At 73.4% G+C, this 15698-nt stretch carries 10 protein-coding genes; 8 read left to right on the top strand and 2 right to left on the bottom strand.

Going from position 1 to position 15698, the window contains the following annotated elements; all coding sequences use genetic code 11:
* Positions 1-69: 69 nt before the first annotated feature.
* Positions 70-2229, bottom strand: a complete 2160-nt coding sequence (locus tag OG764_RS10595; protein ID WP_328968176.1) for a RecQ family ATP-dependent DNA helicase — start codon at positions 2227-2229, stop codon at positions 70-72.
* 111 nt (positions 2230-2340) lie between these two features.
* On the opposite strand from OG764_RS10595, the gene OG764_RS10590 reads away from it, so the two are divergent.
* From OG764_RS10590 to OG764_RS10560, 7 genes are all read left to right on the top strand, one after another.
* Entirely contained in the window at positions 2341-3621 is a 1281-nt protein-coding gene (locus tag OG764_RS10590) for a DUF4192 domain-containing protein (protein WP_328968175.1), read from the top strand.
* A 125-nt stretch (positions 3622-3746) separates the two neighbouring features.
* Positions 3747-5780, top strand: coding sequence for a glycogen debranching N-terminal domain-containing protein (locus tag OG764_RS10585; protein ID WP_328968174.1), 2034 nt, complete (start codon positions 3747-3749; stop codon positions 5778-5780).
* A 72-nt stretch (positions 5781-5852) separates the two neighbouring features.
* Positions 5853-6614 carry an NUDIX hydrolase gene (locus tag OG764_RS10580; RefSeq protein WP_328968173.1) on the top strand — a complete coding sequence of 254 codons (762 nt, stop codon included), beginning with the start codon at positions 5853-5855 and terminating at the stop codon, positions 6612-6614.
* A 116-nt stretch (positions 6615-6730) separates the two neighbouring features.
* Positions 6731-8611, top strand: coding sequence for an ABC transporter ATP-binding protein (locus OG764_RS10575; RefSeq protein WP_328968172.1), 1881 nt, complete (start codon positions 6731-6733; stop codon positions 8609-8611).
* A 170-nt stretch (positions 8612-8781) separates the two neighbouring features.
* Positions 8782-9669: a FadR/GntR family transcriptional regulator gene (locus OG764_RS10570; RefSeq protein WP_328968171.1), complete on the top strand. Its 888-nt coding sequence runs from the start codon at positions 8782-8784 to the stop codon at positions 9667-9669.
* A gap of 386 nt (positions 9670-10055) precedes the next feature.
* Positions 10056-11639, top strand: a complete 1584-nt coding sequence (locus tag OG764_RS10565; protein ID WP_328968170.1) for an RNA polymerase sigma factor — start codon at positions 10056-10058, stop codon at positions 11637-11639.
* A gap of 164 nt (positions 11640-11803) precedes the next feature.
* On the top strand, positions 11804-12628 hold the full coding sequence (locus OG764_RS10560; protein ID WP_328968169.1) for a S1 family serine peptidase: 825 nt from the start codon (positions 11804-11806) through the stop codon (positions 12626-12628).
* Positions 12629-12737: 109 nt separating this feature from the next.
* Here the strand turns inward: OG764_RS10560 and OG764_RS10555 are convergent, their stop codons facing one another.
* Positions 12738-12968: a DUF7455 domain-containing protein gene (locus OG764_RS10555; protein WP_328968168.1), complete on the bottom strand. Its 231-nt coding sequence runs from the start codon at positions 12966-12968 to the stop codon at positions 12738-12740.
* A gap of 445 nt (positions 12969-13413) precedes the next feature.
* Between OG764_RS10555 and OG764_RS10550 the strand changes: the two genes are divergently transcribed.
* Positions 13414-15534 carry a DNA gyrase/topoisomerase IV subunit B gene (locus OG764_RS10550; RefSeq protein WP_328968167.1) on the top strand — a complete coding sequence of 707 codons (2121 nt, stop codon included), beginning with the start codon at positions 13414-13416 and terminating at the stop codon, positions 15532-15534.
* Positions 15535-15698 lie beyond the last annotated feature (164 nt).

Here is a 15698-nt window from a genome sequence, read left to right as displayed (position 1 = left end):
GACCGACCGGATTCGGCCGGTATGTGTTTCATAATCCTTGCCCCGCCACACCGGGTCCGACGCATCCGGCTACGGCTGGACCGCAAGGACCAGCGGAAACACCGCCTTTGCTCCCGACGTGCGCAGCAGCCGCGCGGCCACCGCGAGGGTCCAGCCGCTTTCCGACCGGTCGTCGACCAGAAGCACCGGACCCGAGGCCTGCGCGAGCGCCTCGGCAAGCTCCGGGGGCACCGACAGCACCTCGTGCAGCGCCCGGACCCGCTGGGCGCTGTTGGACGAGGGCAGCCCGTAGCCCGGCACGTCCGCCGCGTACGCGAGGCTGCCCAGCAGCGGCATGCGGCCGATCTCCGCGATCCGCGCGGCGAGCGAGCCGATCAGCACCGGCCGGGTCCGCGAGGGCACCGCGACGACGCCCACCGGGCGGGCCGGGGCGTCGGCCGCACCCGAGGCCCAACCACCGGGCCCCCGAGCCCAGTCGGCGAGGACCTCCACCACAGCCTGCGCGACATCGTCCGGAATCGGCTGGTCGGGGGCCTGAGGGGCGAGCAGCGGACGGAGCCGGTTGCCCCACCCGATGTCCGACAGCCGGCCCAGCGCCCGCCCCGTGGCGGCCTGTTCGCCCGCGGGGATCCGGCCCTTGAGGTCCACTCCGACCGCGGCCAGCCCGGTGGGCCACATCCGGCGCGGCTCCAGCTCCACGCCCGGCCTGCCCAGCTCGCCACGCGCGTTGTCCAGGGCGCCGGCGGACACCTGGGCCGTGTACCGGGCGCCCGCGCAGTTGTCGCAGCGCCCGCAGGGCGCGGCGCCCTCGTCGTCGAGCTGGCGGCGCAGGAACTCCATCCGGCAGCCGGTGGTCGACGCGTAGTCCCGCATCGCCTGCTGTTCGGCGGCCCGTTGCCGGGCCACCCAGGCGTACCGCTCCGCGTCGTACACCCAGGGCTCGCCGGTGGCCGTCCACCCGCCCTTGACCCGGTGCACAGCCCCGTCGACGTCCAGCACCTTGAGCATTGCCTCCAGCCGGGTGCGCCGCAGGTCGACGAGCGGTTCGAGCGCGGGCAGCGACATCGGCCGGTCCGCCCGGGCCAGTACGTCCAGCGTCCGGCGGACCAACTCCTCGGGCGGGAAGGCGACCGATGCGAAGTACTGCCAGATCGCCTCGTCCTCGCGGCCGGGCAGCAGCAGCACCTCGGCGTGCTCGACGCCGCGGCCGGCGCGGCCGACCTGCTGGTAGTAGGCGATCGGGGAGGACGGCGAGCCCAGGTGCACCACGAACCCGAGGTCGGGCTTGTCGAAGCCCATGCCCAGCGCGGACGTCGCGATCAGCGCCTTGACCCGGTTGGCCTGGAGGTCCTCCTCCGCCTGCATGCGGTCCGCGTTCTCCGTCTTGCCCGTGTACGAGGCGACCGTGTGGCCCCGGTGCCGCAGATAGGTCGTCACCTCCTCGGCGGCGGCCACCGTCAGGGTGTAGACGATCCCCGACCCGGGGAGCTCGTCCAAGTGGTCGGCGAGCCACGCCAGCCGGTGTGCCGCATCGGGCAGCGGCAGCACGGCAAGGCTCAGGCTCTCGCGGTCCAGCGGCCCGCGCAGCACCAGCGCGTCCGTCCCGGCCCCCGTGCCCAGCTGCTCCGCGACGTCGGACGTGACGCGGGCGTTGGCCGTGGCCGTCGTCGCCAGGACGGGCACGCCCGGCGGCAGATCGGCGAGCATCGTGCGCAACCGCCGGTAGTCGGGGCGGAAGTCGTGCCCCCAGTCGGAGATGCAGTGCGCCTCGTCGACGACCAGCAGCCCGGTGGCGGCGGCCAGCTTCGGCAGCACCTGGTCGCGGAACTCCGGATTGTTGAGCCGCTCGGGGCTCACCAGCAGGACGTCCACCTCGCCGGCGGCGACCTCCGCCTGGATCGACTCCCACTCCTCCGGATTCGAGGAGTTGATGGTCCGGGCGCGGATGCCGGCCCGCGCCGCCGCCTCCACCTGATTGCGCATCAGCGCGAGCAGGGGGGACACGATCACCGTGGGCCCGCTGCCCGCCGCGCGCAGGAGCGAGGTGGCGACGAAGTACACCGCCGACTTGCCCCACCCGGTGCGCTGTACGACGAGTGCCCGGCGCTTGTCCGCGACGAGGGCTTCGATCGCCCGCCACTGGTCCTCGCGCAGCCGGGCGGCGCCCGTGGAATCTCCGACGAGGCGGGCGAGTACGGAATCGGCCGTGGCCCTGAGGTCTGCGTTCATGCCCCCATGCAACCCGATGCCCCTGACATCGCGCGAATGGGCCCACCAGCCTGTGGATAACTTTATCCACAGGGGTTTCGCCGGAGTGCCCGTCCGCGGGACCGTCGGCCCATGACTCAGAACCACGAATGTGCGGGGCCCCGCTCCGCCGAACAGATCACCCTGCGCAGCCCCGGCGAGCTCGCGGACGCCCTGCCCTACATGGTCGGATTCCATCCGAGCGATTCGCTCGTGATGGTCGCCGTGCACGGGCCCGGCGGCCGGTTCGGCGGTCGGCTGCGCGTCGGAATCCCCCGCACGCCGGGGGAGTGGGAGGAGCTCGCCGCGCAGGTGGCCGACTGCCTCGTGGGAGGCAGCGTCCGCCGCGGCGGACGCCCCGACGGCATCGTCGTGTTCCTCTGCCGGGAACCGGGCCCCGACGAGAGCGGACAGCAGGTGATGGAGCGGCTGCGGCCCCTCGCGCAGCAGGTCCGGATCGCCTGCGGAGCCCTCGACGTGCCCGTGCTCGAAGCGCTGTGCATCTCGGGCGGCGCGTACTGGTCCTACTGCTGCCCCGACCGGCGCTGCTGCCCGCCCGAGGGCAGGCCCCTGGCCATGCCCGGCACCTCCGTGATGGCCGCGGCCGCCACCTACGCCGGCATCCGGGTGCGCGGCTCCCTGCGCGAGCTGGAGGGCCGGCTGGCACCGCTGCGGGGCGCCGCCGCGACGGCCCAGGGACACGCCCTGGACCGGGCCGCCGCGGAGCTGGTGCCCCGCATGCTGGACGGCGTCACCCGGACCCAGGTGGGAGCCGAGACGATCGCCCTCGCGGGCAAGGTGCTGACGCGCTTCGCGCAGGCGCCGCCCGCCGACGGCGGACCCGCCTCCGACGACTGGGACGACGCACTCGTCGAGGACGCGGAGGCCGCCGCGCTCGTCCTCGGGCTCCAGGACCGCGAGATCCGCGACATCGCCGCCGAATGGATGGAGGGCCCCGAGGCGCTGCCCGCACTGCGGCTGTGGCGGGCCCTCGCCCGGCGCTGCGTGGAGGGGTACGAGGAGCACGCCGCGGCCCCGCTCAGCCTGGTCGGCTGGGTGGCCTGGTCGACGGGTGACGAACCGTACGCCCGGATCGCCCTCTCGTTGGCCCTGCGGGCCGATCCCGACTACCGCTTCGCCGAGCTGCTGCACCACGCCTGCAACGCGGAACTCGACCCCGAGACCCTGCGGGAGTGTCTGCGCGAGGAGCGCCGCCGTCGCGAGCAGCCGCACGCCGCCCCGCCGCCCCACAGGCGCCCGGGCGGCGCCGCGAAGGCGGGGCCGCGGACCCGTCCGGGGACAGGCGCACCGGCCGGCCGACAGCCCCGCTCCGGCCGCATCCCGCGGCAGCGCACCGCCGGGAGCGGGGAATGACCCGGCACCGGGTCCGCGTCCGGGCCGTGACCCCGCCCGCCGCGGACGCGTTCAGCTTTGTGGTGCAGGGGGCCCTGCCGCGCCGCCGCCCAGCCGAACCGTCCGGAGCGCAGACAAGGCGACGCATGCCCCACCCTGTTCCCCCCGCCCGCAGACCCTCCTCGGGGCCGCCTCCCGGCGGCCACGGACCCACCCCGCGCGGCGGCCCGCCCCGCAAACCCGCCGCCGAACTCCCGCCCGTGCACGCGGCGCTCATCTGCGTCGCGGCACCCTGCCTCGCCATCTCGCCCGAGCACGGACAGCTCACCGGGCGCGGACTCGACGGGATCTACCGGTCCGGCCGCAGACTGCTCTCGCGCTGCCTGCTGCGGGTCGCCGGGCGGGACCCCGTCGCGGTGCAGGGCCGAAGCCTCGGCGCCGACCGGGCCGGATTCACCGCCATCGTCCGCAGCGGAGCCGACCCGGGACCCGACCCCGACATCACCGTGGACCGGGTCCGGCACGCCGACGGCACCGAGCGCATCACCCTGCGCAGCCACGCGAGCCGCAGACTGCGGCTGCCCGTCGAGATCTCCCTCGGCACCGATCTCGCCGAACTCGGCGCGGTGGCCGCCGGCCGCGCCGGGCCGGAACTGCCCGCCGCCGTGCACGCTGCCGGACTGCGCTGGAGCCGCGGCGCCGCCCAGGCCGTGACCACGGCCGAGCCCGCACCCGACGACGCGCTCGCCGCCCTGGGACTGCTGCGCTGGGAGCTGGAGCTGGCACCCGGAGAGTCCCGCACCATCGAGCTGCGCACCGCACAGGACCGCGCCCCGCGCATCCCCGCCGGACAGCTCACTGGGACCCTGTCCGCGGCCCGGGCCGAGGGCGACGACCCCCGGGTCGAGGCCTACTTCCGCACCAGCCTCGATGACCTGCGCGCCCTGCTGCTCCGGGACCCGCAGGAGCCGGCCGACGCCTTCGTCGCGGCCGGCGTGCCCTGGCGCTGCGGCCTGGCCCCCGCCGAGTCGCTGTGGGCCGCCAGGATGGCCCTGCCCCTGGGCACGGGACTGGCCGCGGCGACCCTGCGGACCCTGGCCCGTACCCAGACCGGCGGCCGGGGCGCGGACACCGGGAAGATCCCCGGCCCGCGGCGCGGCGGCGGTCCCCAGCTGCCACCGGGCTGCACGGGCACCGAGGCCACCTTGGCCTTCCCCGCCGTCCTCGCCGAGGCCAGACGGTGGGGGATGCCCGAAGTGGAGGTCGCGGCGCTGCTGCCGGCCGCCGAACGCTGCCTGGACTGGCTGCGCAGAACCGCCGACGGCGACCTGCTCGCCGATCCGGCCGACGGGCCGCGGCGCTGCGAGACGCAGGCCCACGCCCACCGGGCCGCGCTGCTCGGCGCCGACCTGCTGGAGGAGTGCGGCCGCCCGGGGGCGCGGGAGCTTCGGGACTGGGCGGCGGCCCAGCGCGAGCGGTTCCGCGAGGCGTTCTGGACCGACGACCTCTCCGGCGGCCGGCCCGCGGCGGCCGTGCACCCCGACGGCCGGCCGCTGCCCTACCTGAGCGGGGCGGCCGCCCACCTCCTCGACACCGGGCTGCTCGGCGGCGGCCGGCACGCACCGGGCCTCCTCGACCGGGTGCGCACCGAACAGCTCGCCAGACTCCTCGGCGCCCCCGCCATGGACTGCGGCTGGGGCCTGCGCGGCCTGGGCGCGAAGGAGCCCGGCCACAATCCCTTCGGCCACCGCTCCGGGGCCGTGCGGGTGCACGAGACGGCGGTCGCCGTGACGGGGCTGGCCGCCGCCGGGTTCGAGAAGGAGGCCGGATCCCTGCTGCGCGGGCTGATGGACGCCGCAGAGTTCTTCGGGCACCGGCTCCCCGAGATGTACGGGGCCGCGCAGCGCACCGCGGGGAGCGCCCCGCTGCCGCACCCGGCGGCGTGCCGCCCGGCGGCGGTCGCGGCCGCGGCGGGCATCCACGTACTCGTCGCACTGGCGGGAATCCGCCCGGATGCGCCCGCCGGGACGGTGGCCCTCGCGCCGGTCGCCGGCGCACCCCTGGGGGCCGTACGGCTCGCCGGGCTGCGGGTCGCCGGGGAGCCGTTCGCGGTGCGCGTCAGCAGGCTGGGTCTCGGGATGGTGGAGGAGGCCGCCGATGCGCTGCAGCTGGGTGTCTGAAACCGTGCGGTGCCTGGTGAAGGGGATCACCAAAGGACTGTTTATCGTCAGGCAGACGACTATGATCGCGTCATGCCCTACGACCCGTCGGCCTATCCGCCCTTCGCTGTCACCGTCGATCTGGTCGTGCTCACCGTGCAGCGGCACGCGCTCTGCGCGCTGGTGGTCCGCCGGGGCGAGCAGCCGTTCCAGGGGCGCTGGGCGCTGCCCGGCGGCTTCGTCCGCGGCGAGGAGGACCTGGCGGCCGCGGCCGCCAGAGAGCTCGCCGAGGAGACCGGCCTGTGCGCCCACGACCCCGCCGAACCCGGCGCGGGCAACGGCGCGCACCTCGAACAGCTCGCCACCTACGGGGACCCCAAGCGGGACCCGAGGATGCGGGTGGTCAGCGTGGCGCACCTGGTCCTCGCCCCCGACCTGCCGGCCCCGCGGGCCGGCGGCGACGCCAACAGCGCCCGGTGGGCACCGGTCGGTGAACTCCTGGACGCCGAGGGCGGTTTCGACGCGGACGCCGATGGCCCCGCAGCGCTGGCCTTCGACCACGCGCAGATCCTCGCCGACGGCGTGGAGCGCGCCCGCTCGAAGATCGAGTACTCCTCGCTCGCCACCGCGTTCTGTCCGCCGGAGTTCACGGTGGGCGAGCTGCGCAGGGTGTACGAGGCGGTCTGGGGCGTGGCGCTCGATCCGCGCAACTTCCACCGGAAGGTGACCGGGACCCCGGGGTTCCTGGTTCCGGCCGGCGGGACCACCACCCGGCAGGGCGGCCGGCCGGCCCAGCTGTTCCGGGCGGGCGGGGCCACCGTGCTGAACCCCCCGATGCTGCGGCCCGAGGTCTGACGGACCGACACTCGGCGGGTGGCTGGCCAAGTTACGTCAAAAATCGGACATATCGCGTTATCTTTCTGTGGTATTCACCGTGCCGCAGAGCGGTCTCACCCCCCGCGAGAGAAGCGATGCTCCAGGCCATCGGACTGACCAGTGCCCCCCGCAGAGACCTCCCGCCCGCCGTGGACGACCTCACCTTCGAGGCCCGGCCCGGGAGGGTGACCGCCCTGCTCGGTGATCCGGGTGCGGGCAAGACCACCGCGCTCCGGCTGATGCTCGAACTGGATGCGGGCCGCGGCGTCACATACTTCCGCGGCCGCCCCCTGCACCGGATCGCCCACCCCTCCCGCGAGGTGGGGGTCCTGCTGGGCGACGTGCCCGGGCATCCGTCCCGGACCGTCCGCAGCCAGCTGCGGATGCTGTGCGCCGCGGTGGGCGTCCCCGGCTCCCGGGCCGACGAGATGCTGGACGTGGTCGGCCTGGCCGGACTGCGCGACCAGCGGCTCGGCTCGCTGTCCGCGGGCATGGACCGGCGGCTGGGGCTGGCCGCGGCGCTGCTCGCGGACCCGTGCACGCTGCTGCTCGACGAGCCCACCGCCGGCCTCGCCCCCCGCGAGCAGAGCTGGCTGCACGGCCTGCTGCGCGGCCACGCCGAACTCGGCGGCGCCGTCCTGTTCACCACGGCCGACGCGAAGGAGGCCGCCCGCAGCGCCGACCGCGTCGTCGTCATCGACGGCGGGCGGCTCGTCGCCGACCAGGAGGCGACGGAGTTCGCCCGGACCCGGCTGCGCCCCCGGGTCGCGGTCCGGACCCCGCACGCCCCGCGACTCGCCGCGCTGCTCGGCCGGGAGGCGCGGGCCGCGCAGCGGTCCGTCGAGGTCGTCGAGGAGGGCGGCAACCGACTGTCCGTTTACGGCAGCAGCTGCGCGGAGGTCGGCGAGACGGCCTTCCTGAACGGTGTCCTCGTCCACCAGCTCGCCGACGAGACGGGCGACGCGGGCCCCCTGCCCGTACCGCGCCCCGGCGCCGGCCCTGACGGCGGCGCGGGTGGCCCGGCCGCGGAGGCGGCGCAGACCGCGGCGCGGGGCCACGCGCCGGACCCGGCGGGGCACGCCGTGCCGGGGGAACCGCCGGCGCCCGGGCCCGGCGGCGACGGACGTGCCGCGGACCGGCCCGGATCCGGCGCCCCGCGCACCGGGGCCGGTCCGGTCCGGCCCGCCTCGACGGTGCGCAGGGTCGGCGGCCCGCTCCGGCCCTTCCGCTACGAACTGCGGCGGGCCTCGGGGACCGGGACCGTGGCCGTGGTCACGGCCGTATCCGTGGCGCTCTCCGTGCTGCTCGCCCTGTTCACGGCGCGCTCCGGGGGCCTGCCGCAGCCGCGGCTGGCTGCGGCCTGGCCGGCGTACCTGCCGCTGCCGCCCGCGGTCCTCGGGGCGGGCCTGCTCGGCGCGCTCGCCTTCGGCGAGGAGTACCGCTACCCCGCGCTCGCCGCCGACCGCGGGACGGTGCCCCGCCGGCTCGGGCTGCTCACCGCCAAGCTGGTGCTCTCGGCCGTCCTGGCCCTGCTGATCGGGACCCTCGCGGTCCTCGCCGACGCGGCCGCACTGCGGCTGGTGTTCGACACCGACCTGGTCCGGGTCCCCCGGGAGTGGCTGTCCCCGGCGGCGAGTTGGGCCGGCCTGCTGGTCGGGTGCGCGTGGGCGGGCGTCCTCGCCTCCGGCGTCTTCCGCTCCGCCGCCGCCGGACTGGCCGCCGTCCTCGCCGTGCCCGTGCTGATGGTTCCCCTCGTACGCAGGGCCTTTGCCGGGCCGTCGGCCTACGAGACCTCGGGAGTGGCGGCCCGGCTGCGGAGCCTGGCGTGGGCGCACTGGCCGCACGAGGCGGACCGCCTGGTGCTCGGCGCCATCCGGATGCTGGCCCAACCCGTGGGAACGGCGCTGGCGTTGTCGCTCACGGTCCTGTTGTGCGCGTATGGGTTCACGGGCCTTCGCAGCCGCGTCCGTTGGTGATCGTTCAGGGTTGAAGACTGGCCGGATTCCCCGTTGGCGACCACAACTCCCCGGAACGCGCCCGGTTCTTTACGATAAGTCGTCAATTGCGCAGGTGGCACCGATCACCCTTTCGTGTGCTTTTCACCAAAGACCTCAAGGGCCGTCGAACCGCGGCCGACAAAGGATTCGTGAGTACCCTTGCGCACACCATGATGACCGCCGCCCGCCATGCCGACTCCGGCCTCGCCGGCCCGGGCGAACTCGACCGCTACCCCTACGCGGATGCCCCCGGCACCGACCGCGTCGGACCGCCCCACTGGGACGGCGCCGACGTCGATCTGAGCCGGGTGGGCCGTCGTGCGGCGGGCAGCCGCGGCCGTGGCCTGCACGGCCAACTCGTCCAGCAGCTCGGTCAGATGATCGTCTCCGGTGACCTCGGCGCGGACCGCCCGCTCGTCCCCGAGGAGATCGGCCAGCGCTTCGAGGTCTCCCGCACCGTCGTCCGCGAGTCGCTGCGCGTCCTGGAGGCCAAGGGCCTCGTCAGCGCCCGTCCGAACGTCGGCACCCGGGTCCGCCCGGTCGCCGACTGGAACCTCCTCGACCCCGACATCATCGAGTGGCGGGCCTTCGGGCCGCAGCGCGACGACCAGCGGCGCGAGCTCAACGAACTGCGCTGGACCATCGAGCCGCTGGCCGCCCGCCTCGCCGCCGGACACGGCCGCCCGGACATCCAGCAGCGGCTGTCCGACATGGTGGAGATCATGGGCCACGCGCTCGCCCAGGGCGACGCGATCACCTTCGCCCGCGCCGACAACGAATTCCACTCCCTGCTCATCCAGGTCGCCGGAAACCGCATGCTGGAACACCTCTCCGGCATCGTCTCGGCCGCCCTCCAGGTGTCCGGCAGCCCCATCACCGCCTGCGACCGCCCCAGCGAGGCCTCCGTGGCCCATCACGGCCGCATCGTCGAGGCCCTCGCCGCCGCCGACGCCCAGGGAGCCGAGAACGCCATGCGTCAGCTGCTGACGGTTCATCCGGAGGTGGAGCGGGTCGTCCCGGCGCCGCGCGAGCACTGACGGCCGCGGCGGGCACGGCCACGGCGTGCGCCGCGCGGCTGCGCGGCGCGTGCGGACCGGGTGTCGCCGGACCTCTCGAGGGTCCGGCGACACATGCGTGAGCGGGGCACGTGGCGGGCCCGCTCGGTGCCGCGGTACCGCCGAGTGGGGCGTTTCTCCGACCATCGTGTGACTCGGGCCACGAAGATTGGGCGTAACGCTCCGCGAGGTCACGCGATGACCTAAGAGGTGATGGCCGACGGAGGGAAGACAGCAGCCGTTGTGGGCGCTGTGCAGCTCCCCGGTCCCTGCCCGCGCCGCCGGCCATTCCCGGTCGGTGGTCGTCGGCTCCGGTCCAGCACCAGGCCGGGGTCGGAAGCCGTTCCCATCGTTCCGAGAGGTTGTTCGTGTCGGCCAGCACATCCCGTACGCTCCCGCCGGAGATCGCCGAGTCCGAGTCTGTGATGGCGCTCATCGAGCGGGGCAAGGCCGAGGGGCAGATCGCCGGCGATGACGTGCGTCGGGCCTTCGAGGCTGACCAGATTCCGCCAACCCAGTGGAAGAATGTTCTTCGCAGCCTCAACCAGATCCTCGAGGAAGAGGGTGTGACGCTGATGGTCAGTGCCGCGGAGTCGCCCAAGCGCGCCCGCAAGAGCGTCGCGGCCAAGGCCCCCGTCAAGCGCACGGCCACGAAGACCGTCGCTGCGAAGACGGCGGCCGTGAAGCCCGTCGCCGCCGAGGCCCCGGAGGCCGGGACGGTGGACGTGGACGCTCCGGTGGACGAGCCCGGGACCGAAGCAGGGACCGAGGCCGGGGCGGGGACGGCCAAGAAGGCCGTGGCCAAGAAGACGGCGGCCAAGAAGGCGGCGCCCGCCAAGAAGACCGCCGCGAAGAAGACGACGGCCAAGAAGACCGCTGCCAAGAAGGACTCCGACGAGGCCGGCGACGAAGAGCCGACCGAAGAGGGGCCCGGCACGGCCAAGGCCGAGGGCGAAGAGGAGGAGAGCGGCGAGGCCAAGGGCTTCGTCCTGTCCGACGACGACGAGGACGACGCGCCGGCGCAGCAGGTGGCCGTCGCGGGCGCCACCGCGGACCCCGTCAAGGACTACCTCAAGCAGATCGGCAAGGTGCCCCTCCTCAACGCCGAGCAGGAGGTCGAGCTCGCCAAGCGGATCGAGGCGGGCCTGTTCGCCGAGGACAAGCTGGCGAACGCCGACAAGCTGGCGCCCAAGCTCAAGCGCGAGCTGGAGATCATCGCCGAGGACGGCCGCCGGGCCAAGAACCACCTGCTGGAGGCCAACCTCCGCCTCGTGGTCTCCCTCGCCAAGCGCTACACCGGCCGCGGCATGCTCTTCCTGGACCTGATCCAGGAGGGCAACCTGGGCCTGATCCGCGCGGTTGAGAAGTTCGACTACACCAAGGGCTACAAGTTCTCCACGTACGCCACCTGGTGGATCCGCCAGGCGATCACCCGCGCCATGGCCGACCAGGCCCGCACCATCCGCATCCCGGTGCACATGGTCGAAGTGATCAACAAGCTGGCGCGCGTCCAGCGCCAGATGCTCCAGGACCTCGGGCGCGAGCCCACCCCGGAGGAGCTGGCCAAGGAACTCGACATGACCCCCGAGAAGGTCATCGAGGTCCAGAAGTACGGCCGCGAGCCGATCTCCCTGCACACCCCGCTCGGCGAGGACGGCGACAGCGAGTTCGGCGACCTCATCGAGGACTCCGAGGCGGTCGTGCCGGCCGACGCGGTCTCCTTCACGCTGCTCCAGGAGCAGCTCCACTCGGTGCTCGACACGCTCTCCGAGCGCGAGGCGGGCGTCGTGTCGATGCGCTTCGGCCTGACCGACGGCCAGCCCAAGACCCTGGACGAGATCGGCAAGGTCTACGGCGTCACCCGCGAACGGATCCGCCAGATCGAGTCGAAGACGATGTCCAAGCTGCGCCACCCGTCGCGCTCGCAGGTGCTGCGCGACTACCTCGACTGAGGCAGCGGGTCCGCCCCGGAGGCACGTGCCCCCGGCCGCGACCGCTCACGAAGGCCCGGTCGTCCCGTTCGCGGGACGCCGGGCCTTCGTCGTGCGCGGGTGCGCGGCGCGGCAGCTCGTACCACCCTGGGTGGGGTCATGTACACACAGAGTCAGGAGGCCTGATGCGTCGTCCCTTTGCCCGCACCCTGGTGGGCACGCTGACCCTGGCGGCGGGAGCGGCCGTGGCACCGCTGGCCCCTGCGTCTCCCGCCGTCGCGGACGGCGTCGTGGTCGGCGGCGCGCCGGTCCGGGCCGCCGACAGTCCGTGGGTGGTGGCACTGTCGAGCCGTGACCGGTTCGGGGGTACGCGGGCGGGCCAGTTCTGCGGGGGAGTGGTGGTCGCTCCCACCAAGGTCCTCACGGCCGCGCACTGCCTGGCCCGCCAGGTGCTCGGGGGGCCCGTGGAGTCCCTGGGCGACCTGCGGGTGGTCGTCGGCCGTACGGAGCTGCTCGGCGACGAGGGCCACGAGGTCCCGCTGCGCGAGGCCCGGGTCAACCCGTCGTACGACCGCCGGACCAACGTCGGCGACCTCGCCGTCCTGACCCTCGCCGAACCCGTGCCGGAGCGGTACGTGCTGCCCATGGCGGGACCGGGGGACGAGGCGTACGCGCCGGGTGCCGAGGCGACCGTGTACGGCTGGGGCGACACGAGCGGTTATGGCGACTACACGACGGGGCTGCGCGCCGCCCAGCTGACGGTGTTCCCCGACGCCGCCTGCCAGGAGGCCTATCCAGGGGGCCCTGACGGCCGCTACGAGCCCGCGGCGATGGTCTGCGCCGGAGACAGCCGGGGCGGCCGGGACGCCTGCCAGGGGGACAGCGGAGGGCCGCTGGTGGCCCGCGGGAAGCTGATCGGACTGGTGTCGTGGGGGCGGGGCTGCGGGCGCGCCGACAGCCCGGGGGTGTACACCCGCATCGCGCCCCTGACCGGCCTGGTCACCGAGTGACCGGTTCGTCACGGATCCGGACATGAGGACGGGCGCCTCCCTGGTTCACAGGGGCGGCGCCCGTCGACCGATCCTGGACCGGTCCTGGCTCGTCGGGATGGAGGCTTTGTCAGCGGTCCTCGGTGTCGGCGCTGGCCGGAGCGGCCGTGAGCCGCTCAGTCTCATCCTGTATTTCCGCGGCGATCTTCTTGAGTTCCGGCTCGAACTTGCGTCCGTGGTGGGCGCAGAAGAGCAGCTCACCGCCGCTCAGCAGGACGACGCGCAGATATGCCTGGGCGCCGCAACGGTCGCATCGGTCAGCGGCCGTCAGCGGGGTCGCGGGTGTCAGAACAGTAGTCACGTCGCCTCTTCTCTAGCTCGACGAGCTGTCGTACCAGGGTCAACATCCAACCAGGCCGAAAACGTTCCCGCTCGCGGCTTTTCCTCGAAACTTTCCTTCCGAGCTGGCCGGCTGTTGCCGGTTGGCGGCGAAGGAGCCGTATTGCATTGCTCTACGGTTTCGCGTTGTTGTCGTTGTCGGTCGCAGTCCCCAGGGCTTCCGGCAGGGTTGCCGGTTGTTCATGAGGACGTGCCCGAACCCTAAATGGTTCATGCCTCGAAGGGAACGTGATGTTTGCTTCACTCCATCGAGGGATCGAACATCCGTGCGGATCTGGACTAGGCTGAAGAAGCAGCAAGGGTGGCGTTGCACCGGCTCTACCAGGCCTCGGTACCCTCTGAGCGGTGACCGACCCACCCCTGCGCCCCACCGGGCCAGAAAAGAAATTCAGCGAGGAGCGAACTGCGTGACCGCCGACACGTCCGTGCCTTCCAGCGCGCTGCTGTCCGGAGCAGACCGCGACGGCTCCAACTACACCGCGCGGCACCTGCTCGTCCTCGAAGGGCTTGAAGCGGTCCGCAAGCGGCCCGGCATGTACATCGGGTCCACGGACAGCCGGGGCCTCATGCACTGCCTCTGGGAGATCATCGACAACTCCGTCGACGAGGCCCTGGGCGGCTACTGCGACCACATCGAGGTGATCCTCCACGAGGACAGCTCGGTCGAGGTCCGGGACAACGGCCGCGGAATCCCGGTCGACGTCGAGCCCAAGACCGGCCTGTCCGGCGTCGAGGTCGTCATGACCAAGCTGCACGCCGGCGGCAAGTTCGGCGGCGGCTCGTACGCGGCCTCCGGCGGCCTGCACGGCGTGGGCGCCTCCGTGGTGAACGCGCTGTCCGCCCGCCTCGACGTCGAGGTCGACCGCAACGGTGCCACGCACGCGATCAGCTTCCGCCGCGGCGTCCCCGGCATGTTCACCGAGCAGGGCCCCGAGGCCCCCTTCGACCCGGCGAACGGGCTGCTCAAGGGCAAGCGCGTACCCAAGACCCGCACCGGCACCCGGGTGCGCTACTGGGCCGACCGGCAGATCTTCCTCAAGGAGGCCCGGCTCTCGCTGGACACGCTCTACCAGCGCGCCCGCCAGACCGCCTTCCTGGTGCCCGGCCTGACCCTCGTGGTCCGCGACGAGCGGGCCATCGACGGCGCCGGCAAGACCGAGGAGGTCTTCCGGTACGACGGGGGCATCAGCGAGTTCTGCGAGTACCTCACCCAGGACAAGCCCGTCTGCGACGTGCTGCGCCTGACCGGCCAGGGCACCTTCAAGGAGACCGTGCCGGTCCTCGACGAGCGCGGCCACATGACCCCCACCGAGGTCACCCGTGAGCTCGGGGTGGACATCGCGCTGCGCTGGGGCACCGGCTACGACACCTCGGTCAAGTCCTTCGTCAACATCATCGCCACCCCCAAGGGCGGCACGCACGTCTCCGGCTTCGAGCGCTCGGTCGCCAAGACGGTCAACGAGGTGCTGCGCTCGTCGAAGCTGCTGCGGGTCGCCGAGGACGACGTCGTCAAGGACGACGCCATGGAGGGCATGACCGCGGTCGTGACCGTCCGGCTCGCCGAGCCGCAGTTCGAGGGCCAGACCAAGGAGGTGCTCGGTACCTCGGCGGCCACCCGGATCGTCTCGGCCGTCGTCGCCAAGGAGCTCAAGGCGTTCCTGACCTCCACCAAGCGGGACGACAAGCAGCAGGCCCGCGCCGTGATGGAGAAGATCGTCGCGGCCGCCCGCACCCGGATCGCCGCCCGCCAGCACAAGGACGCCCAGCGCCGCAAGACCGCGCTGGAGTCGTCCTCGCTGCCGGCCAAGCTGGCCGACTGCCGCAGCGACGACGTGGAGCGCAGCGAGCTCTTCATCGTCGAGGGCGACTCCGCGCTCGGCACCGCCAAGCTCGCCCGGAACTCCGAATTCCAGGCGCTCCTGCCGATCCGCGGCAAGATCCTCAACGTCCAGAAGTCGTCGGTCTCGGACATGCTCAAGAACGCCGAGTGCGGGGCGATCATCCAGGTCATAGGGGCCGGCTCGGGCCGGACCTTCGACATCGACGCGGCGCGCTACGGCAAGATCGTCCTGCTCGTCGACGCCGATGTCGACGGTGCGCACATCCGCTGCCTGCTCCTGACGCTCTTCCAGCGGTACATGCGGCCGATGGTCGAGGCCGGCCGGGTCTTCGCCGCCGTGCCGCCGCTGCACCGCATCGAGCTGGTCCAGCCCAAGAAGGGCCAGGACAAGTACGTCTACACGTACTCGGACAACGAGCTGCGCCAGACGCTGCTGGAGTACCAGCGCAAGGGGGTCCGCTACAAGGACTCCATCCAGCGCTACAAGGGCCTCGGCGAGATGGACGCCGACCAGCTCGCGGAGACCACCATGGACCCGCGCCACCGCACGCTGCGGCGGATCAACATCGGCGACCTGGACTCGGCCGAGCAGGTCTTCGACCTGCTGATGGGCAACGAGGTCGCGCCGCGCAAGGAGTTCATCACCAGCTCGGCGGCCACCCTGGACCGCTCGCGCATCGACGCCTGACCCGGCGCGCCGGACCCCGGCCCGCCGGGGTCCGGGCTCGAGGGGCGCAGGTTCCCCGGGTCCGTGCTTCCGGGGTCCCGGTGTGCTTCCCGTCATCACCTGATGGGGTGAAGCACACCGGGACACCAGTCCGGAAACCGACCTCTCCGCACATCCTTGTGGGC

Origin of the sequence: Streptomyces sp. NBC_00239, assembly GCF_036194065.1 — a bacterium.
GTDB lineage: Bacteria > Actinomycetota > Actinomycetes > Streptomycetales > Streptomycetaceae > Streptomyces.
Note: the sequence above shows the minus strand (reverse complement) of the source record. Positions and strands in the feature narration are given on the sequence as shown.

Coding starts and splice junctions, on each gene's coding strand:
- OG764_RS10595 (WP_328968176.1), bottom strand. CDS start 2,229: ATGAACGCAGACCTCAGGGCCACGGCCGATTCCGTACTCGCCCGCCTC.
- OG764_RS10590 (WP_328968175.1), top strand. CDS start 2,341: ATGACTCAGAACCACGAATGTGCGGGGCCCCGCTCCGCCGAACAGATC.
- OG764_RS10585 (WP_328968174.1), top strand. CDS start 3,747: ATGCCCCACCCTGTTCCCCCCGCCCGCAGACCCTCCTCGGGGCCGCCT.
- OG764_RS10580 (WP_328968173.1), top strand. CDS start 5,853: ATGCCCTACGACCCGTCGGCCTATCCGCCCTTCGCTGTCACCGTCGAT.
- OG764_RS10575 (WP_328968172.1), top strand. CDS start 6,731: ATGCTCCAGGCCATCGGACTGACCAGTGCCCCCCGCAGAGACCTCCCG.
- OG764_RS10560 (WP_328968169.1), top strand. CDS start 11,804: ATGCGTCGTCCCTTTGCCCGCACCCTGGTGGGCACGCTGACCCTGGCG.